The sequence below is a fragment of the Actinoplanes sp. NPDC048796 genome (genome assembly GCF_040650035.1).
Taxonomy (GTDB): Bacteria; Actinomycetota; Actinomycetes; order Mycobacteriales; family Micromonosporaceae; genus Actinoplanes.
Genome location: NZ_JBEZGO010000005.1, coordinates 431,473 through 450,987, shown reverse-complemented (window position 1 = coordinate 450,987; position 19,515 = coordinate 431,473). Strand labels below are relative to the sequence as shown.

Sequence of the window (19,515 nt, the reverse complement as noted above, 5' to 3'; positions counted from 1 at the left end):
GCGGCTCCGGGCCGGACGGGGTCGTCGGCAGGGGCCCACGGGCATCGGTCCGGTCGTCGTCATGTCAGTAGTATGTCACACACTACTGGCGAGATGCGAGGCCAAAGTCGGCCTTTCCACTGCGAAGGCCGAAGCGGGCACCTTCACCGGCCGCCCCAGCAGCAAGTCGGCCAGGAGCTCGGCGGTCGCCGCCGACAACACGATGCCCGCGCCCTCGTGCCCGGTCGCGTGCCACAGGCCGGAAAGGCGGGGATCCGGCCCGATCACCGGCAGATGATCAGGCACATAGGGGCGAAAACCGCCGTACGCCCGCATCACCGCGACGTCGGACAGGAAGGGGAAGAGCGCTATCGCCTTCGCGGCCAGCGCCGACAGGACCCGCGCCTCGATCCGCCCGTCGAAGCCGCGCCGCTCGCGCGACGAGCCGATCAGGACGGTGCCGGACGCCGTGGACTCGACCACGCTGGACGTCTGCAGGGCGGCGTCACTCGAACCGACGGCGCCCACATAGTCCGCGTCGTACACCTTGTGGCGAATGCGTTGCGGCATACGGGTCGTGACCAGGATCGTTCCGCGCCGGGGCCGCACCGGTAGCGCGACACCCAGGCGGGCGGCCACCTCGCCCGACCATGGGCCGGCGGCCACCACCACATGGTCGGCGAGCAGGTCACCGGCGGTGGTGCGGACCCCGGCGAGCCGATCGCCGACCAGGAGGGGCGCGAGCACTTCGGCTCCTTGACGCACGACGGCGCCGCGGCGGCGAGCCTCGGCCAGCAGCGCCTCGGTAGCGATCGCGGGCTGCACCTGAGCGTCCTGCGGGTAGTGGACGGCCGCGGTGCAGTCGGGGGTGAGATCGGGCTCCAGTTCGTGCGGGTCGACGTCATCCGCGATCACCCCGGCGCCACGCTGGCTCGACGCGAACGACCGTAATCCCGCGGCGCCGGCCTCGGTGGTGGCGACGACCAGGCCGCCCTTGGCCTCGTACTCCATGCTGGGAAAGCCTTCGACCTCGTCTTTCATTGCCGCCCAGAGGGTGAGCGAGCGCTGGGCGAGCTCGAGCTCGGCGCCGGGTCCCTTGTCGGAGACCAGCAGGTTGCCCTCGCCGGCGGCCGACGTGCCGCCCGCCGAGGCTGACCGATCGAGAACGGTCACCGCGACGCCCGCGCCGGTCAGTTCCCGGGCGACGGCGGCACCGACCACGCCGGCGCCGACGACGATGACTTTCATCGAGGACCCTCGGGACGGCCGCTCCACCAGCCGGTGACGTGGCCGATGTGCACGCGCATCAGACCCTCTGCGGCGGCACCCTCGCCAGCCACAAGAAGGTCGAGCAGTGTGTGGTGCTCGGCCGATGATCGAGCCAGCTCAGTGCTGCCGAGCATGTCGGCCAGGCCGACCAGCCGGGTCTGCTGCCGCAGGTCGCCGACCAGCGCGACCAGCCGATCATTACCGGTCAGGCTGAGCAGATGAAGATGGAAGGCCATGTCGGCCGCCAGATAGGTCTGCAGGGCGGAGGCGTCCGCGCTGGTCACGATCTCCTCGGCCTGGGCGCGGAGCTCGGTCAGCACCGTGCCCTCGATCTTGCCGGCCAGCAGCCGCATCGCCGGCGCCTCGAGCCACTGGCGGATCTGCACGATCTGCTCGAGTTCCTGCTGGCTGACCTCGGTGACCCGGAAGCCCTTGTTGCGCGCGATCTCGACGAACCCGCGTTTCTCCAGATTCAACAGCGCTTCCCGGACGGGGGTGGCGGAGACGTCGAAGCGCGCGGCCAGCGTGGGAGCGGTCAGCATGGTGCCCGGCGGGAACTCCCCGGAGACGATCGCGGCCGCGACCGCCTCCTCAACCGACTGGCGATAGCTGCCGGCGATCTGCAGCGGTCCGATCGTCATCTCGTTGCCTCCTTCAGTGGTGTGTGACATAGTACAGCGCATGTTGAACGCGGACCAGGTGCACTCGCTCGGCTTTCCCCGAGCCGTCGCGGCCCTGCGCGGCGCCTTGGCCGCCGGCCTCGACCCCGAGCGCGAACCCTCGCGCGTACCTATAGATACCGGCACCGGTGAGATCCTGGTGATGCCGTCGGCCGATCACAAGACCGCCGGCGTCAAACTGGTCACCATCGCGCCCGGCAACCCGGCTCGTGGCCTGCCCCGTGTCCATGGGGTCTACGTGCTCTTCGACGCCGAGACGCTAGTTCCCCGCGCGGTTCTCGACGGCGCGGCGCTGACCGCTTTGCGCACCCCGGCGGTGTCGGCGCTCGGTGTCGACCTGGTCGCGCCGCCCGGCGCTCACCGGCTTGTCGTCTTCGGCACCGGCCCTCAGGCCCGGGGCCACATCGAGGCGCTGCGGGAGACAAGACCGATTGATTCCGTACGCGTCGTGGGCCGGGACCCGGCGAGAACGGCCGCTTTCGCCGACAGTGTCGGTGCGAGCGCCGCCGGCGCTGAAGCGGTCGCCGACGCCGACCTCGTGGTCTGCTGCACCACGGCCCGGCAGCCGCTCTTCCCCGGTTCTCTGCTCGCGCCGGAGGCCGTGGTGGTCGCCGTCGGCTCCCACGAGCCTGACGCCAGGGAGGTCGACGCCGCGACGGTGCGCCGCGGTGGCGTGCTCGTCGAGTCGCGCGCCGCCGCCCTGCGCGAGGCCGGCGACGTCATTCAGGCCCTCGACGCCGGCGTGATCGACGCCGGAGCGCTGGTCACCCATGCCGACCTGGTCCAGGATTCCGCTCCCGCCCGGCCCCGGTTGATCAAAACCGTGGGGATGGGCTGGGAGGACCTTGTGATCGCCACCGCCGTTGTGGAGGCCGCGGCATGAGGCTGTCAGCCCGTCACCGTTGCCGGCGACGGTCCGCGATCGCTCACGGACCGCCACGGTCAGGCTTGGATCACGTACGGACCCTACGGGGCCCGGGCTCCGCCGAGGTCGCCTCCGCCGGCGTTCCCTGCGGCGCCCTCGACTTCATAGCCGCGACCCAGGGGTGGCCAGGGATTTCAGGGTTTCGTCGAGGGTGCCGAAGATGGCGTCCGAGCCGCCCTCCCACGACGGCAGCGGGTCGGGTTGGCCCGGCGCCGGGGACCAGAGCCACCAGAGGTTCTGCCAGCGGTCGAGCATGCGGGCGAGCGTGATTTCGCCGTAGAACGGGAGCGGCTCGGTGACCGTGGTGGCGCCGAGGGTGGTGGCACGCTGGAGGACTTCGGCCGCGTCGTGGACCCAGACCTGCAGGAGGCCGGGGCGTGGCGGCCAGCCGTCGAGGCGGTCGGCGACCATGAGGTCGACGGTGCCGAGGCGGAGCTGGGCATGGATGAGCTTGCCGTCGGGCATCGAGGTTCGCGCCTCGGCGGTTTCCGGTACACCGAAGACTTCGGAGGTGAACTCGATGAAGGCCGCGGCGTCGTCGACGATCACGAACGGATTGAGCACGGCGCCCCCCTCGGGCACCGAGCCGGGCGCAAGCAGAATCGGTGTGGTCATGCCGCGAGAGTCGCAGGCAATGCGGTCAGAATTCGGCCGCTGGCAAGCAACCTGTAAGCATCCGGCCCGGGCGGGCTGTAAGGCTACGAGAGCTGGTGGTGCTGCCCCTACCCAAGATCGGCGGGCTTGCACCATCGAACGGCGTTCCGGCAATCCGTACGGTCGATGGCAGAGATCGAGGAGGACGTCGTTGCTGGACCATGTGATGCCGCTGATCTCGTCGCCCTGGATCTACCTCGTCGTGTTCGTGCTGGTGGCGATCGACGGGTTCTTCCCGGCCATGCCGTCCGAAGCTGTGGTGATCAGCCTCGGCGCGATGTCGGCGAGCGGCTCGTCTTCTCTCGTGGCGCTGGCCGTGGCCGTGGTGGTAGGCGGCATGGCGGGGGATGGGATCGCGTACGCGCTGGGACGCCGGGCCGGGCGCTGGATCAGGAGCCGCAAGCTGATCGCCGCCAAGGAGCGGGCCGAACGGGCGCTGGGGCGATACGGCGGGGTGGCGATTCTGGTGGGGCGCTTCCTGCCGTACGGGCGTACGGCGAGTGCCGTCACCGCCGGGTCGGTGTCGTTTCCGGCGAGCCGGTTTCGGCTGTTCTCGTTGCTGGCGAGTGCGGCCTGGGCCGCGTACATCATCAGTCTGGGTCTTCTCGGAGGCGTCGCCTTCGCCGACTCGCCGCTGCTCGGCACGGCTTTCGGCCTGGGCGTCGGCATGAGCCTGGCCGGTGTGGGCGCGCTCGTGCAGAGGAGGTCGGCAAAAAGGAGAAAAGCCATCAAGACTTCGGAACGCGTGCTTGTGGACGCGGGCCGGCCGGGGGCGTAGGGGGTCTGAGGTGCGCACCTTACTCAGGTTGCTCGCGTGATGGAGGGCACCCATTTGTTCATCACGGTTTCGTGGTCCGTCACAGGTCAACGGCATAAGTTGACGTGGCAAGCAAGGAACTAGGGGGGAACAGCATGGGTTTCATCACGACCACCGACGGCGTCGAGATCTTCTACAAGGACTGGGGCTCAGGCCAGCCGATCGTCTTCAGCCACGGATGGCCGCTGTCGTCCGATGACTGGGACGCGCAGCTGATGTTCTTCCTTCAGCGCGGCTACCGGGTCATCGCCCACGACCGCCGGGGTCACGGCCGTTCGACGCAGGTGGCCGACGGTCACGACATGGACCACTACGCGGATGACCTGGCCGCGCTGACCGCGCACCTCGACCTGCACGACGCGATTCACGTCGGGCACTCGACCGGTGGTGGCGAGGTCGCGCACTACATCGCCCGGCACGGCGAGAGCCGCGTCGCCAAGGCGGTACTGATCAGCGCCGTACCGCCGATCATGGTGCAGACCGAGAACAACCCGGGCGGCCTGCCGAAGAGCGTCTTCGACGGCATCCAGGAGCAGGTGGCGACCAACCGCTCGGTCTTCTACCGCGAGCTGCCGGCCACGGCGTTCTACGGCTTCAACCGCGACGGTGTCGAGCCGATCGAGGCCATCATCCAGAACTGGTGGCGCCAGGGCATGATGGGCGGCGCCAAGGCCCACTACGACGGCGTGGTCGCGTTCTCGCAGACCGACTTCACCGAGGACCTCAAGAAGATCACGGTCCCGGTCCTGGTCATGCACGGCGACGACGACCAGGTCGTTCCGTACGCCGACTCGGGCCCGCTCTCGGCCAAGCTCGTGCAGAACGGCACCCTGAAGACCTACGCCGGGTTCCCGCACGGCATGCCCACCACGCAGGCCGCGGTCATCAACGCCGACCTGCTGGAGTTCATCCAGTCCTGACGGACCGCAAGCAAAGCCGCCGGGCTTCGGCTCGGCGGCTTTCCGCGCTTATAGCGAATCAGCGCTTGTCGCGAACGGGCGCTTGTCGCGAACGGGCGCTTGTCGCGAACGGGCGCTTGTCGCGAACGGGCGCTTGTGGCGAAACGGCGCTTGTCGCGAATCAGCGGTTGTCGCGAACTGGCGGTTTTGCGAGCCAGCGGCTTTCAGGAGCCAGCGGTCTTCGCTAACTGGAAGCTCTCGCGGATAAGCGCTTTTACTTATCGGCGGCTTTGCGGGCGAGCGGATTTCGCGTGCGGGCGGTGAGTAGGACCATGCCGGTGGTTTCGTAGCCTTCGCCGGTTGGGGCCGAGTTGACGCGGTCGATGGTCAACTCGTCGGTGAGTGGTGCGAAGACCTCTTGTACGGCAGCGCTGTCGACGGGGTAGCCGGGCCAGACGGGGCCGTCGGCTATGCGGTAGCGGCCCATGTTCTCCATGAACGCGGCTACCAGCCAGCCGCCCGGCCGGACTGCGCCGGCGAAGGCGTGGCAGAGGTCGCGGAACTCGTCGGGGCTTTCGGTGGCGCTCTCCGCGACGAAGTGCATCGATGCCAGGTCGTACGACTGCGGTGTCAGATCGGCGGCGCCGCCTCGGCGTACCCGCACCCGGGCGAGCGCCTCACTCAGCGTGACCGGCAGCGCCGGTTGCAGCTCACGGCACCGGGCGTAGAACGGCTGCCAGCTCTCCTCGGGTCCGTCGCGCAGCTGACCCTCCAAATAGGAGACGCTGGCCGTGCTCGGCTCCACGGCCTCGATCTCACGGCTGACCGCGGCGGACAGCATCAGCGGATAGAGGTTCGGTCCCGCCCCGAGCTCCAGGGACCGTCCGAAATGTCCGGCTGGGAAACGCCGGAAGAATGCGCTGTGGTGCACGAGGACCGCATCGTCGTCGGCCCGCACCTCGCGGTAGACCTCGTCCAGGTAATCCGGCACCGGCCAGAGATCCCAGTTCGCATCCCGGTTCCGCCACATGCCCCGATCATGCACCGCCTCGGCGCCATCCGCCGCCCGCCGCCCGCCGCCCGCCGCCCGCCGAAGCCTCTCCCGACGACGGCCGGCATCCAACCGGGGGTAAACGCGACGACCGCCGGAATCAGCGCGGGGTGTTTGCGGTGGCGGCGGGTGGTTCGGGGTGCGGGGTGTTTGCGGTGGCGGCGGGTGGTTCGGGGTGCGGGGTGTTTGCGGTGGCGGCGGGTGGTTCGGGCCGCGGGGTGCTTGCGACGGCGGCGGGTGGCTGGGGCCGCGGGGTGCTTGCGACGGCGGCGGGTGGCTGGGGCCGCGGGGTGCTTGCGATGGCGGCGGGTGGTTCGGGCCGCGGAGTGCTTGCGGCGACGGCTGGGGGTCTGGGCGGCGGTGGGCTTGGGATCGCACTCAGGATTCCGGTGAGGTCGAGGGTCGCTGCGGTGGCCAGGCCGAGGGTCAGTGCCCAATGCCGCCGGCGCATTCCGGAAACGTTGCGTGGGCGATGTGGCATGACTTTTCCCTTCGGTTCAGGCGACCGTAAGTCGTGTCCGCCGGGCAATCCAGGGCGAATGGTCCTTTTTGTCGGGTCGGTGGGGTGCCTGATCCGGTTGGTGTGGGGAGCCGGGCGAAGGGGGCTAATCCGTTTGGGGCGTGGGCGTGACGGGCGTGACTCCGCGCTGACGGGCGAGTGGTCGGTAGCGGTGCCACGATCGGGGGATGGACCAGGAGCAGCTTTCGAAGGTTGGGTCGGGGACGGGGTTTCTCGCGGCGCTGGATCAGAGTGGGGGAAGCACACCCAAGGCGCTTGCGCAGTACGGGGTTCCGGAGTCGGCGTACTCGGATGATGAGCAGATGTTCGATCTCATGCACGAGTTCCGGTCGCGGATCATCACCGCGCCGGCGTTCGGTGGGGATCGGGTGCTGGCGGCGATTCTGTTCGAGCAGACCATGGAGCGTGAGGTCGAGGGGGTGCCCGTCCCGGCGTACCTCTGGGGTCGCAAGCGGGTTGTGCCTTTTGTGAAAGTCGATGAGGGGCTGGCCGCGGAAAAGGACGGCGTGCGGCTGATGAAGCCGTTCACCAGGCTCGGCGGGCTGCTGGAGCGGGCCGCCGGTCGTGGGGTGTTCGGGACGAAGATGCGGTCGTTCATCGCCGAGGCCGATCGGGGCGGCGTGGCCGCCGTTCTGGATCAGCAGTTCGGGTACGCCTCGGAGATCCTTGACGCGGGGCTCGTGCCGATCATCGAACCTGAGGTCGACATTCACAGTGACGGCAAGGCGGCGGCCGAGGAGCTGCTGCTGGCCGGGATCGTCGACCGGCTGGCGGGGGTGCCGGACGGGCGGCAGGTGATGCTCAAGCTGTCGATTCCGGCTCGGGACGACTTCTACGCGGGGCTGATCGCGCACCCGAAGGTGCTGCGGGTGGTCGCGCTGTCCGGCGGTTACACCCAGGCGGAAGCCGACGAGCGGCTCGCCCGGAACCACGGACTGATCGCCAGTTTCTCGCGGGCGCTGACCCAGGATCTGCGCCGCGACCAGAGCGACGCCGAGTTCGACCGGGTGCTCGACCAGGCGATCACCGACATCTACCGGGCGTCCGCCACCTGAACGGGAGGCCGTCACCGGCGAAGTCCGCGGCTCGTTTCCAGGCCGTGATCAGAGTCGCGTCACCGTGCGTACATCGGCCGTTGGTCTTGTTGACCATCACCGTTTCGGCTGATGTCGGGAAGGGTTCCACCGAGCATCATGGTCCGATCTGATCGAGAAAGTGTGACCATGTTCAGGACAATCGACGCCGACTCCCGCTCGGCCACCGCGAACGAGATCGCCGCCCGCCTCCGCGCCCAGTACGTGGCCAGCGGCGACCGAGCCTACCTGCACGCCGCCGCCATAGCGCTCGGGCAGACGATCCCGGCCCCGGCCGCCGCCCCGGAGCCAGCACCCGCGAGCTGATCACGGGGCCGGAAAGCCTGTGAGCTGATCGTCTGGGCCGGAAAGCCTGTGAGCTGATCACGGGGCCGGAAAGCCTGTGAGCTGATCGTCTGGGCCGGAAAGCCTGCGAGCTGATCACGGAGGGCGGAAAGCCCGCGAGCTGATCAGGCCGGGTCGACAGGCTAGCGGGTGCGGAAGGCCGTCCGGTAGGCCTCGGGGCTGACGCCCCGGGCCCGCCGGAAGTGCCGTTGCAGCGTGTCGAGGCTGCCGAAACCGCAGCGGCGGGCCACCGCGGCGATCGTCGCGTCGGCGCGTTCCAGCAGCTGCTCGGCTCGGCGTACCCGCTGTTCGCGGACCCAGGCGGCGGGGGTCGCGCCCGTCGCCGCCGTGAAGTGCCTGATGAAGGTGCGTGGTGACATGGCGGCCCGGGCGGCCAGGGCGGTGACCGACAGGTCGGCGTCCAGGTGATCGGCGGCCCAGTCCAGCAACCCGGCCAGGGTCGGCCCCGGATCGGCGGGGGTGACCGGGCGCCGGGAGAACTGGGCCTGACCGCCGCTGCGGTGGGCCGGCACGACCATTTCGCGGGCGACCCGGTTGGCGACGTCCGCGCCGTGGTCGCGGCGGATCAGGTGCAGGCACAGGTCGATGGCGGCCGACGCCCCGGCGCTGGTGGCGATCTTTCCGTCCACCGCGTAGATCCGGTCGGCGTCGACCGTCACCGACGGGTAGCGGGTGGCGAGATCGTCGGCGTACGCCCAGTGGGTCGTCGCCGTGCGCCCGTCGAGCAGGCCGGCCGCCGCCAGCGTGAACGCGCCCGTGCACAGCGCCGCGATGGTCGCGCCCCGCTCGCCGGCCCGGCGCAGCGCCGCCACCAGGCCGGCCGAGGGTGGCGGCACCGGCGGCCCGGCCCCGGTCACGATGATCAGGTCCGCGTGGTCGAGGTGGTCCAGGCCGGCGGTCGGGGTCATCAGGAAGCCGGTCGACGTGCGCAGCGGTCCCGGCGTCTCGGCGCACACCTCGTAGCGGTAGCTCGGCAGCGCCGGGTCGACCCGGCGCAGCCCGAAGATCTCGCTGGCGATGCCGAGCTCGAACGCGGGCACCGGCTCGGCCACGACCACCGCGACGTCAACGGTCATGCCGTCCAGGATGGCACGAACTGCGGCCTGGATGGCAAACGTGCCAGTCCGGGGCGGGTACGCCGAATGGCATGACCTTCGCCGGACCGCTGCTGATCGTGTACGTCGTCTGGGGCTCCACCTATCTCGCGCAGAAGGTGGGCCTCGAGGGCGTGCCGCCGCTGACCATGAACGCGTTCCGATTCCTCGTCGCCGGGGCTCTGCTGTACGGGTTCTGCCGCTACCGCCGGGTCGCCCCTCCGGATCGCCGGCAGTGGCGGGCCGGCGCCCTGCTCGGCCTGCTGCTCCCGGCCGCCGGCACCGGCGGCGCCGCGTGGGCCGAGCAGTGGCTCTCCTCCGGGATCACCGCGCTGTTCCTGACCGGCGAATGGTCCCGGATCGATGTCACCGGCCGGGCGGCGCTGGCCGTGGGCTATCTGATCGTGTTCGGCAGCCTGGTGGCCTACACGGCGTACACCTGGCTCGTGAAGAACGCCGCCCCGCAGATCGCCGGCACCTACGCCTTCGTGAATCCGGTCGTGGCCGTCCTGCTCGGCTGGTGGATCCTCGACGAGCCGCTGACCGCGCGGACGATCCTGGCCACGGCGGTGATCGCGGCCGGGGTGGCTCTCATCGTGCTGGCGCCTAAGGCCTGTCCGGCGGATCGCGTGGAGCGAGCCGTCAGATAGGCCCTTAAGCCGCAGCGCGCTGATCTTGTGCGAGCAGGTCGCTGACGGCCGCCGCGGGCAGCGGGCGGGCGAAGTGGAAGCCCTGCACGTGGCGGTAGCCGAGCTGGTGCAGGCGCTCGGCCTGGGCCGCGGTCTCGACGCCCTCGGCCACCGTGCGCAGGCCCATCGTCTCGGCGATGCCGGTCAGGGCCGTGACGACGGCCTCCTGCTCGGGGGCGCCGCCGAGGCCGTCCACGAACGACTTGTCGACCTTGATGACGTCGACCGGGCAGGTGCGCAGCAGGCCCAGCGACGAGTGGCCGGTGCCGAAGTCGTCGAGGGCGATGCTGACGCCCAGCGCCGACAGGGCCTTGACGGTGGCCAGCGCGCGGCCGCCGCCGAAGACCGCCGTCTCGGTGATCTCGACGGTCAATTGCGACGGGGGTACGCCGTGACGGGCCAGCGCCGACGCCACCAGATCCGGCAGGGCCGGGTCGAGCAGCTGGCGGGCCGACACGTTGACGGCGACCGAGTGCAGGCCGGGCCAGGCGGCGGCCTGGGCGCAGGCGGTGTCGAGGATCCACGCGCCCAGTTCGACGATCAGGCCGGTGTCCTCGGCGACCGGGATGAAATCGGCCGGGGAGACGATCTCGCCCGAGGGCAGGGTCCAGCGTACGAGGGATTCGACGCCGTACACCTCGCCGTGCGGCAGCGTGACGATCGGCTGGTAGAGCAGGTGGAACTCACCGTCGTGCAGGGCCCGGCGCAGGTCGGCGGCGAGCGTGGCGCGCTGGCGCAGCTCGCGGTCGAGGGACGCGTCGTAGCGGACGACCCGGCCGCCGGCCGCCTCGCGCAGGGCCACCTCGGCCTCCCGGTAGTCGTCGCCGATGCCGACCGAGACCTCGACGATCATGTCGTGGCCGGCCGCGCGCAGCGGTTCCGCCGTCGCGTGGACGAGCCGGTCCGCGATGTCGGATCCGCGCGGGCCGAGCACGCCGAACTCGTCGCCGCCGAGGCGGGCCACGACCGCGCCCGGGCCGGCCAGCGTGGTGAGGCGGCCGGCGAAGGCGACGAGCAGCGCGTCACCGGCGTCGGTGCCCAGGCCGTCGTTGATCGCCCGGAACTCGCGCAGGTCGAGCAGCACGACGGTGTGCCCGGGGGTGACCGCCTCGGTGAAGTGGCGGCGGTTGTACAGGCCGGTGAGTTCGTCGTGCGTGGCCCGGTGCTCGACGGCGTCGAGCAGCGTGGCGTTCTCGGACAGGGCCAGCGCCTGGCGGGCCACCACGAGCAGGAGCAGCAGGGTCGTACCGCCGACCTGGGCCGTGCTGAGATGCCCCTCGCGCAGGTACACGGTGGCGAGCAGGACGCTGCTCAGGACGGTGGCCACCAGCGGGATCGCGGTGCCGCGCTGGGGCGGGGCGGACGGGATCACCCGCGTCACGCCGCCGGCCGGCCGCCGGCTGGCCATGACACAGCAGAGACCGACGAACGGCAGGACGGCGGCGCTGCCGTTGAGGTGCGGCCACGGTTGCAGCACGGTCATCAGCACCGTGGAGAGCGGGCCGGCGAGGCCGATCGGCGCGAGCCACCACAGGGCGGCGCGGGGGACCGGGCTCTGCTGAGCCGACATGATCTTGACGACGACCACGACGCCGGCCACCGCGATCGCCATCATCGCGGTGTTCAGCCACCAGGCCGAGACGCTGACGCCGAACTTGTCGATGAACCAGCCCATGTACTCCGAACCGGCGATGCCCGTGGTCACCGCCACCACGGCGACGTCGAGGACGGCCGTGGTGAGCCGGCGCCAGCTGCGGCCCCCGCCCGGCAGGCGGAGCAGCGCCGCGATGGCGAGGAGGGTGCCCACGACGTACAGCGAAAGGGTCCTGGCCCCGATCGGCGGCAGGCCGGACCAGGTCGCCGTCGCGAGGTCGGCGACCTGACTGAGCGCCGCCGCCAGGACGAAGCTCAGGGCGACGACGAGGCGCCGCCAGAACGTCCGCAGCGGGCCGGTGCTCACGGCGGCGGCGTCGCGGTAGCCGGCGATCGCCAGCGCGAGCGCGACGACTACCGGCACCCACACCAGCGGCCAGGGAAACCCGGCACGGGTGCCGAGCACGATCAGTACGATCTCCGTCGCCGCGGCCGCGATGGCCCATGCCCCCTTCACGAAGGGACAGATCGGCAGCGGAAACCCTCAGCTAAGAAATGTCAGGCCGCTGCCGCGATGTCCGTCGCGGTCTCCGGGCCGGCCTTGCTGTCGATGAACTCGTGCAGGTGCCGCCACTCGGTCTCGCGGACGGCGCCGTAGGCCCGGGCCTCGTCGATCAGGTCACGGGCGCGCGCGTAGTCGCCGGCGCTGAAGGCCGCGCTGGCCGCGGCGTTCGCCTGCCGGCCCCGTACCCGCCGGATCTCGTCCCACTCGGCGGCGCTGCGAACGGTCGTACCGACGACGCCGTTCTTCTTCAGCCAGGCCATCTCCTCATCGGTGGCCTGCGTCACCCGCCCCACGTAGTCGGGCCCCCACTGCTCCAAGGCCAGCAGCAGCTCTCGCTGCCGGACGGCAGTGCGCCGCCGATCCAAGCTCGCGCTCATCGTTCCCCCCATAAGATCATCAGGGGTGACTTCCCTCATCGTGTTCCTTTCTAACCCGCCGCCGCTCAAGTGCGGCGACGATCACAGCGGACCCGGCTCAGCACCGCATCGCGACGACGTCGACGGCCTGGGTGTTGGCGACCCGGATCCAGAGGCTGTCCCGGCCGAGGCGGTCGTAGCGGAACGGGCCCCGCGCGATCGGGCCGAGCCAGGTGACGATGGTGGTCACGCAGTTGGCCGGGGCCTCGAAGGCGTCGGTGTCGCGGAAGCCGAGGAACTGGGCGGAGATTTCGTACGGGCGGAGCCACGTCTCGGCCGGGGAATGGGCGATCCGCACGTACCAGGGGGAGTGGTTGGCGACCTCGCCGCCGTGGAACGGATCATGCACGGGGGCCGTGGGCAGCAGGAAGGCCAATGCCACGACAGCGACGGCTCGCCTGCCCATACCTCGATGATGGACCCTCGGCCCCGAATTAAGGTTATTTAATGTTTCGCGTTCATCCCCGGGTCGCGCGCTCCTCGTAGTTCTCGATCGAGATTGATCGACTGAAGGAGCGAACTGATGTACCCGAGCCGCCGGCGAAACAAGGTGTCCCGCAAAGTGATCCTCGGAGCGTCGGCGGTGGTGCTGGCGGGCGGCGCGTTCGCCGTCGGCACCGGGCTCAGCAGCGCGGGGGAGAACTGCGCCGGGCTTGACCAGGCGCTGCGGCAGAACCTTCAGTTCATCGCCGGTCAGCGGGCCGCGCCCGACGCGCAGTCCTCGGCGCGCATCGCGAACCGGCAGGCCGTCGTCGACCTGATCAACCAGCGGCGTCAGGTGGCAGGCTGCACGGCCGACGTGGCCGCCGAGATCCCCGTGGCCGCCCCGGCAACCAAGCCGCCGACGAAGGCCCCGACGAAGGCCCCGACGAAGGCTCCGGCCAAGCCCGCGACCCCGCCGGCCGCTGGGGCCGGCGAGGTCGTCTGCAAGGGCTCGACCGTCACCCTGTCGGGCGAGGCGGGCGCGCCGTTCGCGTCGAGCGGCACGTTCCCGCTCGGCACGGTCCTGAAGGTGACGAACCTGGACAACAACAAGAGCATCACCGTGAAGGTGGAGACCACCTCCGGCAGCTGCGTCCTGCTCAACAACGCCGCATTCGAGCAGGTCCGCGAGCCCGGCAAGTTCCTGATCCGCCGCGCGGTGATCACGCGGGTCGGCTGACCTACTTGCCCATGCTCTTCATGTCGAAGACGTCGGCGGCAGCCGGAGCCTTGATCTCGGTGAAGGTCTTGCCGAACTCGGTGAAGTTCAGGCTGCCGTCGGCCGGCTTCGGGCCCTCCAGGCGCAGCGGGTAGGGCTCGCCCTCGGTGGCCACGTACAGCGTGCCGTTGCTGCCGTCGACCGAGTCGGTCAGGCCCTGCGCCTTCTTGCCGTCGATCACCTTGGTGGTGGTCTTCTTGACCGGGCCGTCGGCGGTGAGGGTCTCCGCCATGTTCGTGATCTCGAACATGGCGGCGGTGTCCTTGTCGCTCGGGTCGATCTTGACCCAGCGGGTGCCGACGAGCTTGGCCACGGCCTTGCCGTCGTTGCCGAGCTGCTGGGTCCAGAAGCCCGGGTTGGGCCGGAAGAATTTCTGCTTCCCGACGGAGAGCAGCTCGATCTTGCCGCCCTTCATCTGGAGGAAGCCGACCGTGTCGGTGCCCGCGATCTTCAGGTCGAGGGAGATCTTCTCGCCCTCGTCGACCATGGTGCCCGCGACGTGGTAGGACTTCGCCGACTTGAGGGCGGCCTGGGCCTTCTTGAGGATCTGCTCGCCGGTGAGCGCGTCGAGCGCGCTCGCGGCGGGAGCGGATGAAGCAGCCGGCGCGGCGGAGACGGGCGCGGCGGGCTTGGTCCCGCTCGCGGTGTCGTCCTTGCTGCCGCAGGCGGTCAGCGCCAGCGCCGACGCCAGGACGAGCGGCACCACAGCTGTAGGTCGGAATTTCATGTTTTATATCCCCGTTCTGAAATCGCGGCGATCACCATAGCGTTGGGCCGTTCGGCGGCCGCGAGCAGGCCGAACGGTCATGTGGCCCTGGCGCGGCCCGTCTAACCTCGGGGGCATGTTGACCGCCGAGAGGAAAAGCGTGTGGCGCGGCCAGTACCGGATGGTCGCCGACGGCCGTGAGGTCGCCCAGTGGGACCCGTCGTGGTGGCGTACCGGGGGCGAGTTCGAGGTCGACGGTCATCGGTTCACCGTGCGGTCGAACGCCTGGGGCAGCCGGTTCACGATGCTAGACCAGGGCGACAACCCGGTCGCCCTGGTGGAGCGGGCCGGCCGCAAGAACTGGTCGGTGCACGCCGGCGGCGTCGTCCACGAGTTCCGCCGCGCCTCCCTCTGGGGCACCCAGCAGGACTTGCTCTCGGCCGGTGTCAAGGTGGGATCCTTGCGCCGTACGAGTGCCTGGTCCGGCACGATCGAGGCCGACCTGCCCGGTATGCCCCTGCCGATCCAGATCTTCGTGGTGGGCGTCCAGATCGCCATGTGGCAGGCCCAGCAGGCCGCCGCCGGCTCGGCCTGATGACCGGCCCGGCCCTGCGGGGCGCGGAGCGCATGTTCGGCCGGGACGGCGCCAGCCGGTCGCTCGGCATGGAACTCGAGGAGGTCGGTCCCGGCCGCGCGGTCGTCACCATGACGGTCCGCGACGACATGGTCAACGGCTACGGCCTGCTGCACGGCGGCCTGCTGGCCACCCTGTGCGACACCGCGTTCTCGGTCGCCTGCAACACGTACGGGGAGATGACCGTCGCCGGCGGCTTCGACATCACCATCCTCGAGGCGGGCCACGCCGGCGACCGGCTCCGCGCCCACGCGGCCGAGCGGGCCCGCCGCGGCCGCTCCGGCCTCTACGACGTGACGGTCACCCGAGAGGACGGCGTCGTGCTGGCCGAGTTCCGCGGTCGCAGCCGCTCCCTCGGCCGGCCGATCGACACGCCTCCGACGCCTGCGGGATAGAAAGCCGTCACTTCGAACGCCTTGGATGACGGCATGAAGCGTCGTGCCCTCCTCGCCACCGCCATCGCCGTCACCGTCGCCGTCGGCGGAGTCACCACCCCGGCCCGCGCCGACTTCGACCGATCGCTGCACCTGGCCTCGGCCACCAACTTCCGCGACGTCGGCGGCTACACCACGGCCGACGGCCGCACCGTCCGTACCGGCGTCGTCTTCCGCTCGAACAAGCTCAGCAACCTCACCCCGGCCGAGCAGCAGGTCGTCGTGTCGCGCGGCATCACCCTCGACCTCGACCTGCGCAACGTCTCCGAGCGCGCGCAGGAACCCGACAAGGTCCCGGCCGGCGTCACCTACCAGGTCGCCGACGTGGTCTCGCTCGCGCACGGGCTGCGCTTCCACAAGGACGCGGCCGCCACCCTGGCCGCCGCGCTCGCCGCCGGGCTGTTCTCCGGCTCGTCCGACCTGGGCCAGTCCATCGGCTACCCCTTCATGGTCAACTTCGTCGGCGCCGACTACGCCTTCCACGACGTGCTGTACGCCGTCGGTCACCATTCCGGCGGCCTCGTCCTCCACTGCAGCGCCGGCAAGGATCGCACCGGCTGGGCCACGGCCGTGCTGCTCACCCTGCTCGGCGTGCCGCGGGCCACCGTGGAGCAGGACTTCCTGGCCAGCAACACCTACCTGGGCCGGAGCGACGCCGTGGAGGTGTCCTGGCTGCGGGCGGCGTTCGCCCAGGTGAACTCCATCTACGGCAGCTTCGACAACTACCTGCGCCAGGGGCTGATGCTGACCGACGCCGACATCGCCGCGATCAGGTCGCGGTTGCTGGGGTGACCTCGCGCCGCCGGTACTCCTGCGGGCTGGTCCGGTAGAGCCGTTTGAAGGCGCTGCTCAGCGAGAACGCGCTGCCGTACCCGACCTGGCGGGCCACCGCCTCCAACGTCGCGTCGCCCTGCCGCAGCAGGTCGGCCGCGAGGCTGAGGCGCCAGCCCGCCAGGTACGCCATCGGCGGCTCCCCGACGATCTCGGTGAAGCGGCGGGCGAACGCCGCCCGGGAGGCCCCGGCCTTCGAGGCCAGGGAGGAGACCGTCCAGCCGTACGCCGGGTCGTCGTGAATCAGGCGCAGAGCGGGGCCCACCACGGGGTCGCCCTGCGCGCGCAGCCACCCCGGCCTGCCGTCGTCCGGTGAGGACAGCCAGGACCGCACCACCGACACGAGCGCGAGGTCGAGCAGCCGGTCCAGTACGAGATCCTGCGCCGGCTCGGTGCCGGCCATCTCCCGTACGAGAAGGTCGATGAGCGCCCGATCGCCGGCCTCGGCCGGCCGCACCAGGACCCCGGGAAGCGCGTCCAGCAGCCGCCGCCCGATCTCGCTGTGCATCTGGTAGGTCCCGCTGATCATCACGGTCGCCCCGTCCGGCGCCGCACCCCAGGTCCGCACCCCCTGCCCGGTCATGCGCATCTCGGTGCCGTCCACCGCTTCGCAGCGCTGCCCCGGATGGATGATCACCTGCGGTGGGCGTCCCGGCTGATCCCCCATGTCGTACGGCTGAATCCCGCTGACCACGGCGACATCGCCCACCCCGATCCGCGCGTCCGGCTCCCCGGCACGCCGGATCCAGGCTTCCCCTTTGACCAGTGTGATCAGCGAGAGCGGCGATTCGTCCTGAATGCGCAGCCCCCAGGGCGGATCCAGCACGGACCGCAACAGAAAGGCCCCGCGAGCCCGAGCCCCATCCAGCAGCCCCGTCAGCACGTCCATACCGCACAGTGTCGGTCACAGACGCCGGGAATCGAGGCGTCTCGGCCGAGCGCGTGCCTTTGTGTTGCGGGTGGCAAGGTCGCGGCTCGAGAACGGCGGATCGCGGCGACCTGGCCGTCGAGTCCGCTGATCGCGTGCCGTCCCTTCCGCGGCCGGCGACCAGGTCTGCGTCGGCGGCAGCCGCCGCGAGGTCGAATCTCGGCCTCCATGGAGCGGGAGCTTCTCTTTGACGAACTCGTCCAGGTCGCGGATGCTGAGGGCCGCCATGGGCTCGTCCCTCGTCGCTCTCGGGTGCTGGGGAAGACAGCCTGCCTGAAGTTGTGGGTGTGGGTGGCGGCGAAGTGGCATCGATATGTGACAATGTCGTCGCTATGCGTCGCGTCGGGAGTGCGGGGGCTTCGGTGAGTGGAACGGAAAGTCCGTCGCAGGGTGTGGCCACCGTCGCCGTGGACGGGGAGCGGGCTGCCGATGGGAGCGCTCCCGAGGCGGCGTCGCCGGGGCTGCTGAGGCGGGTCTGGGGCCGGCGTGAGTGGATTCTGGTGATCCTCGGCGGGCTGGCGCTGGCCGTGGCGATGACCTGGCCGACGCTGCGGGACCCGCGGCACACCGTGCCGGGTGACATCGGTGATCCGGCGTTGTTCGCCTGGCAGGTGGCCTGGGGTGGGCACGCGCTGCTGACCAATCCCTGGTATCTGTGGGACTCCAACACGTTCTACCCCGACCCGCACTCGCTGGCCTTCACCGACACCGTGCTCGGGTACGCGCCGTTCGGGATGATCGGGTCCGGTATGGACGCGGCCGTGCTGCGCTACAACATTCTGTACGTCCTGGTGCACGCTCTCGCCTTCATCGGGGCGTACGCCCTCACCCGCCAGCTCGGCGCCCACCCGCTCGGGGCGACGGTGGCCGGTGTCGTCTGGGCCTACGCACCCTGGCGGCTCGCGCACGCCGGGCACCTCAACGTGATCTCCACCGGCGGCATCGCGCTGAGCCTCGCCATGATCGCGCGGGGGCACGGCTGGTCGTTGCGCCGCGGTCATCGCCCGGAACGGCACAGCCCGTGGTGGGCGCTGGCCGGCTGGCTGGTCGGGGCCTGGCAGATCACCCTCGGGCTGGCCATCGGGCTCGCCTTCGCGTACGTGATGATCGGGATCTGTCTCGTGGTCGCCGCCTTCTACGGCTGGATCTGGTGGCGGCGCGGCCGTCCGCCCTTCGGCCGGCGGCTGCTGGCGGCCGATCTGATCGGTGGGGTGTGCTTCGGGGCTGTCACCACGTACATGGGAATCGCCTTCGCCCGTGTCGTCGAGATGCACCCGCAGGCCGACCGCGGGCTGAACTGGACCGAGATGTACTCGCCGGCCTGGCGGGGCCTGTTCATCGCGCCCGAATCGTCGTGGCTGTGGGGTGACCGGCACGCCGGGGCCCGCGCCGAGCTGCTGTGGCCGCCGGAGATGGCGCTGCTGGCCGGCGTGACCCTGATCGCCCTGGCCACGGTCGGGGTGTTCGTCTCGGTCTTCAGCGTCCGGCACCGGATCCTGCTGACCCTCGGCGTCGCCGTGGCGGTGGTGCTGACGCTCGGCGCGAACCTGCCCTGGCACGGCGACCCCGGCTACCTGACCCTCTCCAAGCACCTGCCGGGCTGGGCCGCGCTGCGCACACCCGGGCGGATGACGGTGTGGAGTTCGCTGCTGCTGGCGATCCTGGCCGCCGGCGCGGTCAGCGCCTTCGTCGCCCAGGCGCGGGCCATCGCGCCGTGGAAGACCGGGGTGCTGGCCCGCGGGAAGTTCGCCGTGCTGCGGCTCGCCCTGGTGATCCCGCTCGTGCTGGTCGTCGCCGAAGGGGTCAACACCACCCCGCACCCCGAGGTGCTGCGCTATCCGGCCGCGATGGCGGCCGCGCAGGAGCCCGTGCTGGTGCTGCCCAGCGGCGGAAGCCTGGAAATGTCCATCATGCTGTGGACCACGAACGGGTTCCCGCGGATACCCAACGGCGTGGTCACCTTCGTGCCGACCGGTCAGGAGCGGATCCGGTCGATCAGCATGTCGTTCCCGGACACGGCGAGCATCGAGGCGCTGCGGGCGGCCGGCATCAAGTCGGTCGTCGTCCTGCCCGAATGGCTGGGCGGAACACCGTGGGAGGGGCTGCCCAACCGGCCGGTCGACGGGCTCGGCATCACCCGCGAACAGATCGGCAGCGCCATACTGTACCGACTGGGGTGACGGCCGGGCGA

Annotated in this window: 21 protein-coding genes; 11 read left to right on the top strand and 10 right to left on the bottom strand. The window is 70.6% G+C overall.

Annotated features, from left to right (window positions below):
* Positions 1-75: 75 nt before the first annotated feature.
* Both AB0C26_RS23775 and AB0C26_RS23770 read right to left on the bottom strand, forming a co-directional pair.
* Positions 76-1,227, bottom strand: a complete 1,152-nt coding sequence (locus tag AB0C26_RS23775; RefSeq protein ID WP_360251269.1) for an FAD-dependent oxidoreductase — start codon at positions 1,225-1,227, stop codon at positions 76-78.
* Complete coding sequence (locus tag AB0C26_RS23770; RefSeq protein ID WP_360251266.1) at positions 1,224-1,889, bottom strand: GntR family transcriptional regulator; 666 nt, start codon at positions 1,887-1,889, stop codon at positions 1,224-1,226. Before AB0C26_RS23770 ends, AB0C26_RS23775 begins: the two co-directional genes overlap by 4 nt.
* Positions 1,890-1,929: 40 nt before the next feature.
* Between AB0C26_RS23770 and AB0C26_RS23765 the strand changes: the two genes are divergently transcribed.
* Complete coding sequence (locus tag AB0C26_RS23765; protein WP_360251263.1) at positions 1,930-2,811, top strand: ornithine cyclodeaminase family protein; 882 nt, start codon at positions 1,930-1,932, stop codon at positions 2,809-2,811.
* 144 nt (positions 2,812-2,955) lie between these two features.
* Here the strand turns inward: AB0C26_RS23765 and AB0C26_RS23760 are convergent, their stop codons facing one another.
* A complete protein-coding gene (locus AB0C26_RS23760) occupies positions 2,956-3,468 on the bottom strand; it encodes a VOC family protein (protein WP_360251260.1) in 513 nt (170 codons plus the stop codon).
* Between the two features lie 190 nt (positions 3,469-3,658).
* Here AB0C26_RS23760 and AB0C26_RS23755 point away from each other — a divergent pair, with 190 nt between their 5' ends.
* Both AB0C26_RS23755 and AB0C26_RS23750 read left to right on the top strand, forming a co-directional pair.
* Positions 3,659-4,285, top strand: a complete 627-nt coding sequence (locus AB0C26_RS23755; RefSeq protein ID WP_360251257.1) for a VTT domain-containing protein — start codon at positions 3,659-3,661, stop codon at positions 4,283-4,285.
* Between the two features lie 134 nt (positions 4,286-4,419).
* A complete protein-coding gene (locus tag AB0C26_RS23750; RefSeq protein WP_360251254.1) occupies positions 4,420-5,244 on the top strand; it encodes an alpha/beta hydrolase in 825 nt (274 codons plus the stop codon).
* A gap of 253 nt (positions 5,245-5,497) precedes the next feature.
* On the opposite strand, the gene AB0C26_RS23745 is transcribed toward AB0C26_RS23750, so the two are convergent.
* Positions 5,498-6,253 carry a hypothetical protein gene (locus AB0C26_RS23745; RefSeq protein WP_360251251.1) on the bottom strand — a complete coding sequence of 252 codons (756 nt, stop codon included), beginning with the start codon at positions 6,251-6,253 and terminating at the stop codon, positions 5,498-5,500.
* Between the two features lie 708 nt (positions 6,254-6,961).
* Here AB0C26_RS23745 and AB0C26_RS23740 point away from each other — a divergent pair.
* Positions 6,962-7,849: a fructose bisphosphate aldolase gene (locus tag AB0C26_RS23740; protein WP_360251248.1), complete on the top strand. Its 888-nt coding sequence runs from the start codon at positions 6,962-6,964 to the stop codon at positions 7,847-7,849.
* Positions 7,850-8,017: 168 nt separating this feature from the next.
* Complete coding sequence (locus tag AB0C26_RS23735; RefSeq protein WP_360251245.1) at positions 8,018-8,194, top strand: hypothetical protein; 177 nt, start codon at positions 8,018-8,020, stop codon at positions 8,192-8,194.
* Positions 8,195-8,355: 161 nt separating this feature from the next.
* On the opposite strand, the gene AB0C26_RS23730 is transcribed toward AB0C26_RS23735, so the two are convergent.
* Entirely contained in the window at positions 8,356-9,309 is a 954-nt protein-coding gene (locus AB0C26_RS23730; RefSeq protein WP_360251242.1) for a helix-turn-helix domain-containing protein, read from the bottom strand.
* 71 nt (positions 9,310-9,380) lie between these two features.
* On the opposite strand from AB0C26_RS23730, the gene AB0C26_RS23725 reads away from it, so the two are divergent.
* Positions 9,381-9,977 carry an EamA family transporter gene (locus tag AB0C26_RS23725; RefSeq protein ID WP_360251239.1) on the top strand — a complete coding sequence of 199 codons (597 nt, stop codon included), beginning with the start codon at positions 9,381-9,383 and terminating at the stop codon, positions 9,975-9,977.
* A 4-nt stretch (positions 9,978-9,981) separates the two neighbouring features.
* Here the strand turns inward: AB0C26_RS23725 and AB0C26_RS23720 are convergent, their stop codons facing one another.
* The 3 genes from AB0C26_RS23720 to AB0C26_RS23710 all read right to left on the bottom strand — a co-directional run bounded on the left by AB0C26_RS23720 (position 9,982) and on the right by AB0C26_RS23710 (position 12,996).
* Positions 9,982-12,126, bottom strand: a complete 2,145-nt coding sequence (locus tag AB0C26_RS23720) for a bifunctional diguanylate cyclase/phosphodiesterase (RefSeq protein WP_360251236.1) — start codon at positions 12,124-12,126, stop codon at positions 9,982-9,984.
* A gap of 41 nt (positions 12,127-12,167) precedes the next feature.
* Positions 12,168-12,551 (bottom strand): hypothetical protein, encoded by a 384-nt coding sequence (locus tag AB0C26_RS23715; RefSeq protein ID WP_360251233.1) that lies wholly within the window; start codon positions 12,549-12,551, stop codon positions 12,168-12,170.
* Positions 12,552-12,648: 97 nt separating this feature from the next.
* Positions 12,649-12,996 (bottom strand): hypothetical protein, encoded by a 348-nt coding sequence (locus AB0C26_RS23710; RefSeq protein ID WP_360251230.1) that lies wholly within the window; start codon positions 12,994-12,996, stop codon positions 12,649-12,651.
* Between the two features lie 156 nt (positions 12,997-13,152).
* On the opposite strand from AB0C26_RS23710, the gene AB0C26_RS23705 reads away from it, so the two are divergent.
* Positions 13,153-13,752 carry a hypothetical protein gene (locus tag AB0C26_RS23705; RefSeq protein WP_360251227.1) on the top strand — a complete coding sequence of 200 codons (600 nt, stop codon included), beginning with the start codon at positions 13,153-13,155 and terminating at the stop codon, positions 13,750-13,752.
* 1 nt (position 13,753) lies between these two features.
* Here AB0C26_RS23705 and AB0C26_RS23700 read toward each other — a convergent pair whose 3' ends face one another.
* A complete protein-coding gene (locus AB0C26_RS23700; RefSeq protein ID WP_360251224.1) occupies positions 13,754-14,518 on the bottom strand; it encodes a hypothetical protein in 765 nt (254 codons plus the stop codon).
* A gap of 115 nt (positions 14,519-14,633) precedes the next feature.
* On the opposite strand from AB0C26_RS23700, the gene AB0C26_RS23695 reads away from it, so the two are divergent.
* Genes AB0C26_RS23695 through AB0C26_RS23685 form a run of 3 tightly spaced genes read left to right on the top strand, consistent with a single transcriptional unit; the run spans position 14,634 to position 16,357 of the window.
* On the top strand, positions 14,634-15,092 hold the full coding sequence (locus AB0C26_RS23695) for a hypothetical protein (RefSeq protein WP_360251221.1): 459 nt from the start codon (positions 14,634-14,636) through the stop codon (positions 15,090-15,092).
* Positions 15,092-15,526 carry a hydroxyphenylacetyl-CoA thioesterase PaaI gene (gene paaI / locus AB0C26_RS23690; protein WP_360251218.1) on the top strand — a complete coding sequence of 145 codons (435 nt, stop codon included), beginning with the start codon at positions 15,092-15,094 and terminating at the stop codon, positions 15,524-15,526. The genes AB0C26_RS23695 and paaI overlap by 1 nt, the downstream gene beginning before the upstream one ends.
* Positions 15,527-15,559: 33 nt before the next feature.
* A complete protein-coding gene (locus AB0C26_RS23685) occupies positions 15,560-16,357 on the top strand; it encodes a tyrosine-protein phosphatase (protein ID WP_360251215.1) in 798 nt (265 codons plus the stop codon).
* Here AB0C26_RS23685 and AB0C26_RS23680 read toward each other — a convergent pair.
* Positions 16,335-17,285: an AraC family transcriptional regulator gene (locus tag AB0C26_RS23680; protein WP_360251212.1), complete on the bottom strand. Its 951-nt coding sequence runs from the start codon at positions 17,283-17,285 to the stop codon at positions 16,335-16,337. The genes AB0C26_RS23685 and AB0C26_RS23680 overlap by 23 nt on opposite strands.
* A gap of 401 nt (positions 17,286-17,686) precedes the next feature.
* Between AB0C26_RS23680 and AB0C26_RS23675 the strand changes: the two genes are divergently transcribed.
* Positions 17,687-19,504: a hypothetical protein gene (locus tag AB0C26_RS23675; protein WP_360251209.1), complete on the top strand. Its 1,818-nt coding sequence runs from the start codon at positions 17,687-17,689 to the stop codon at positions 19,502-19,504.
* Positions 19,505-19,515 lie beyond the last annotated feature (11 nt).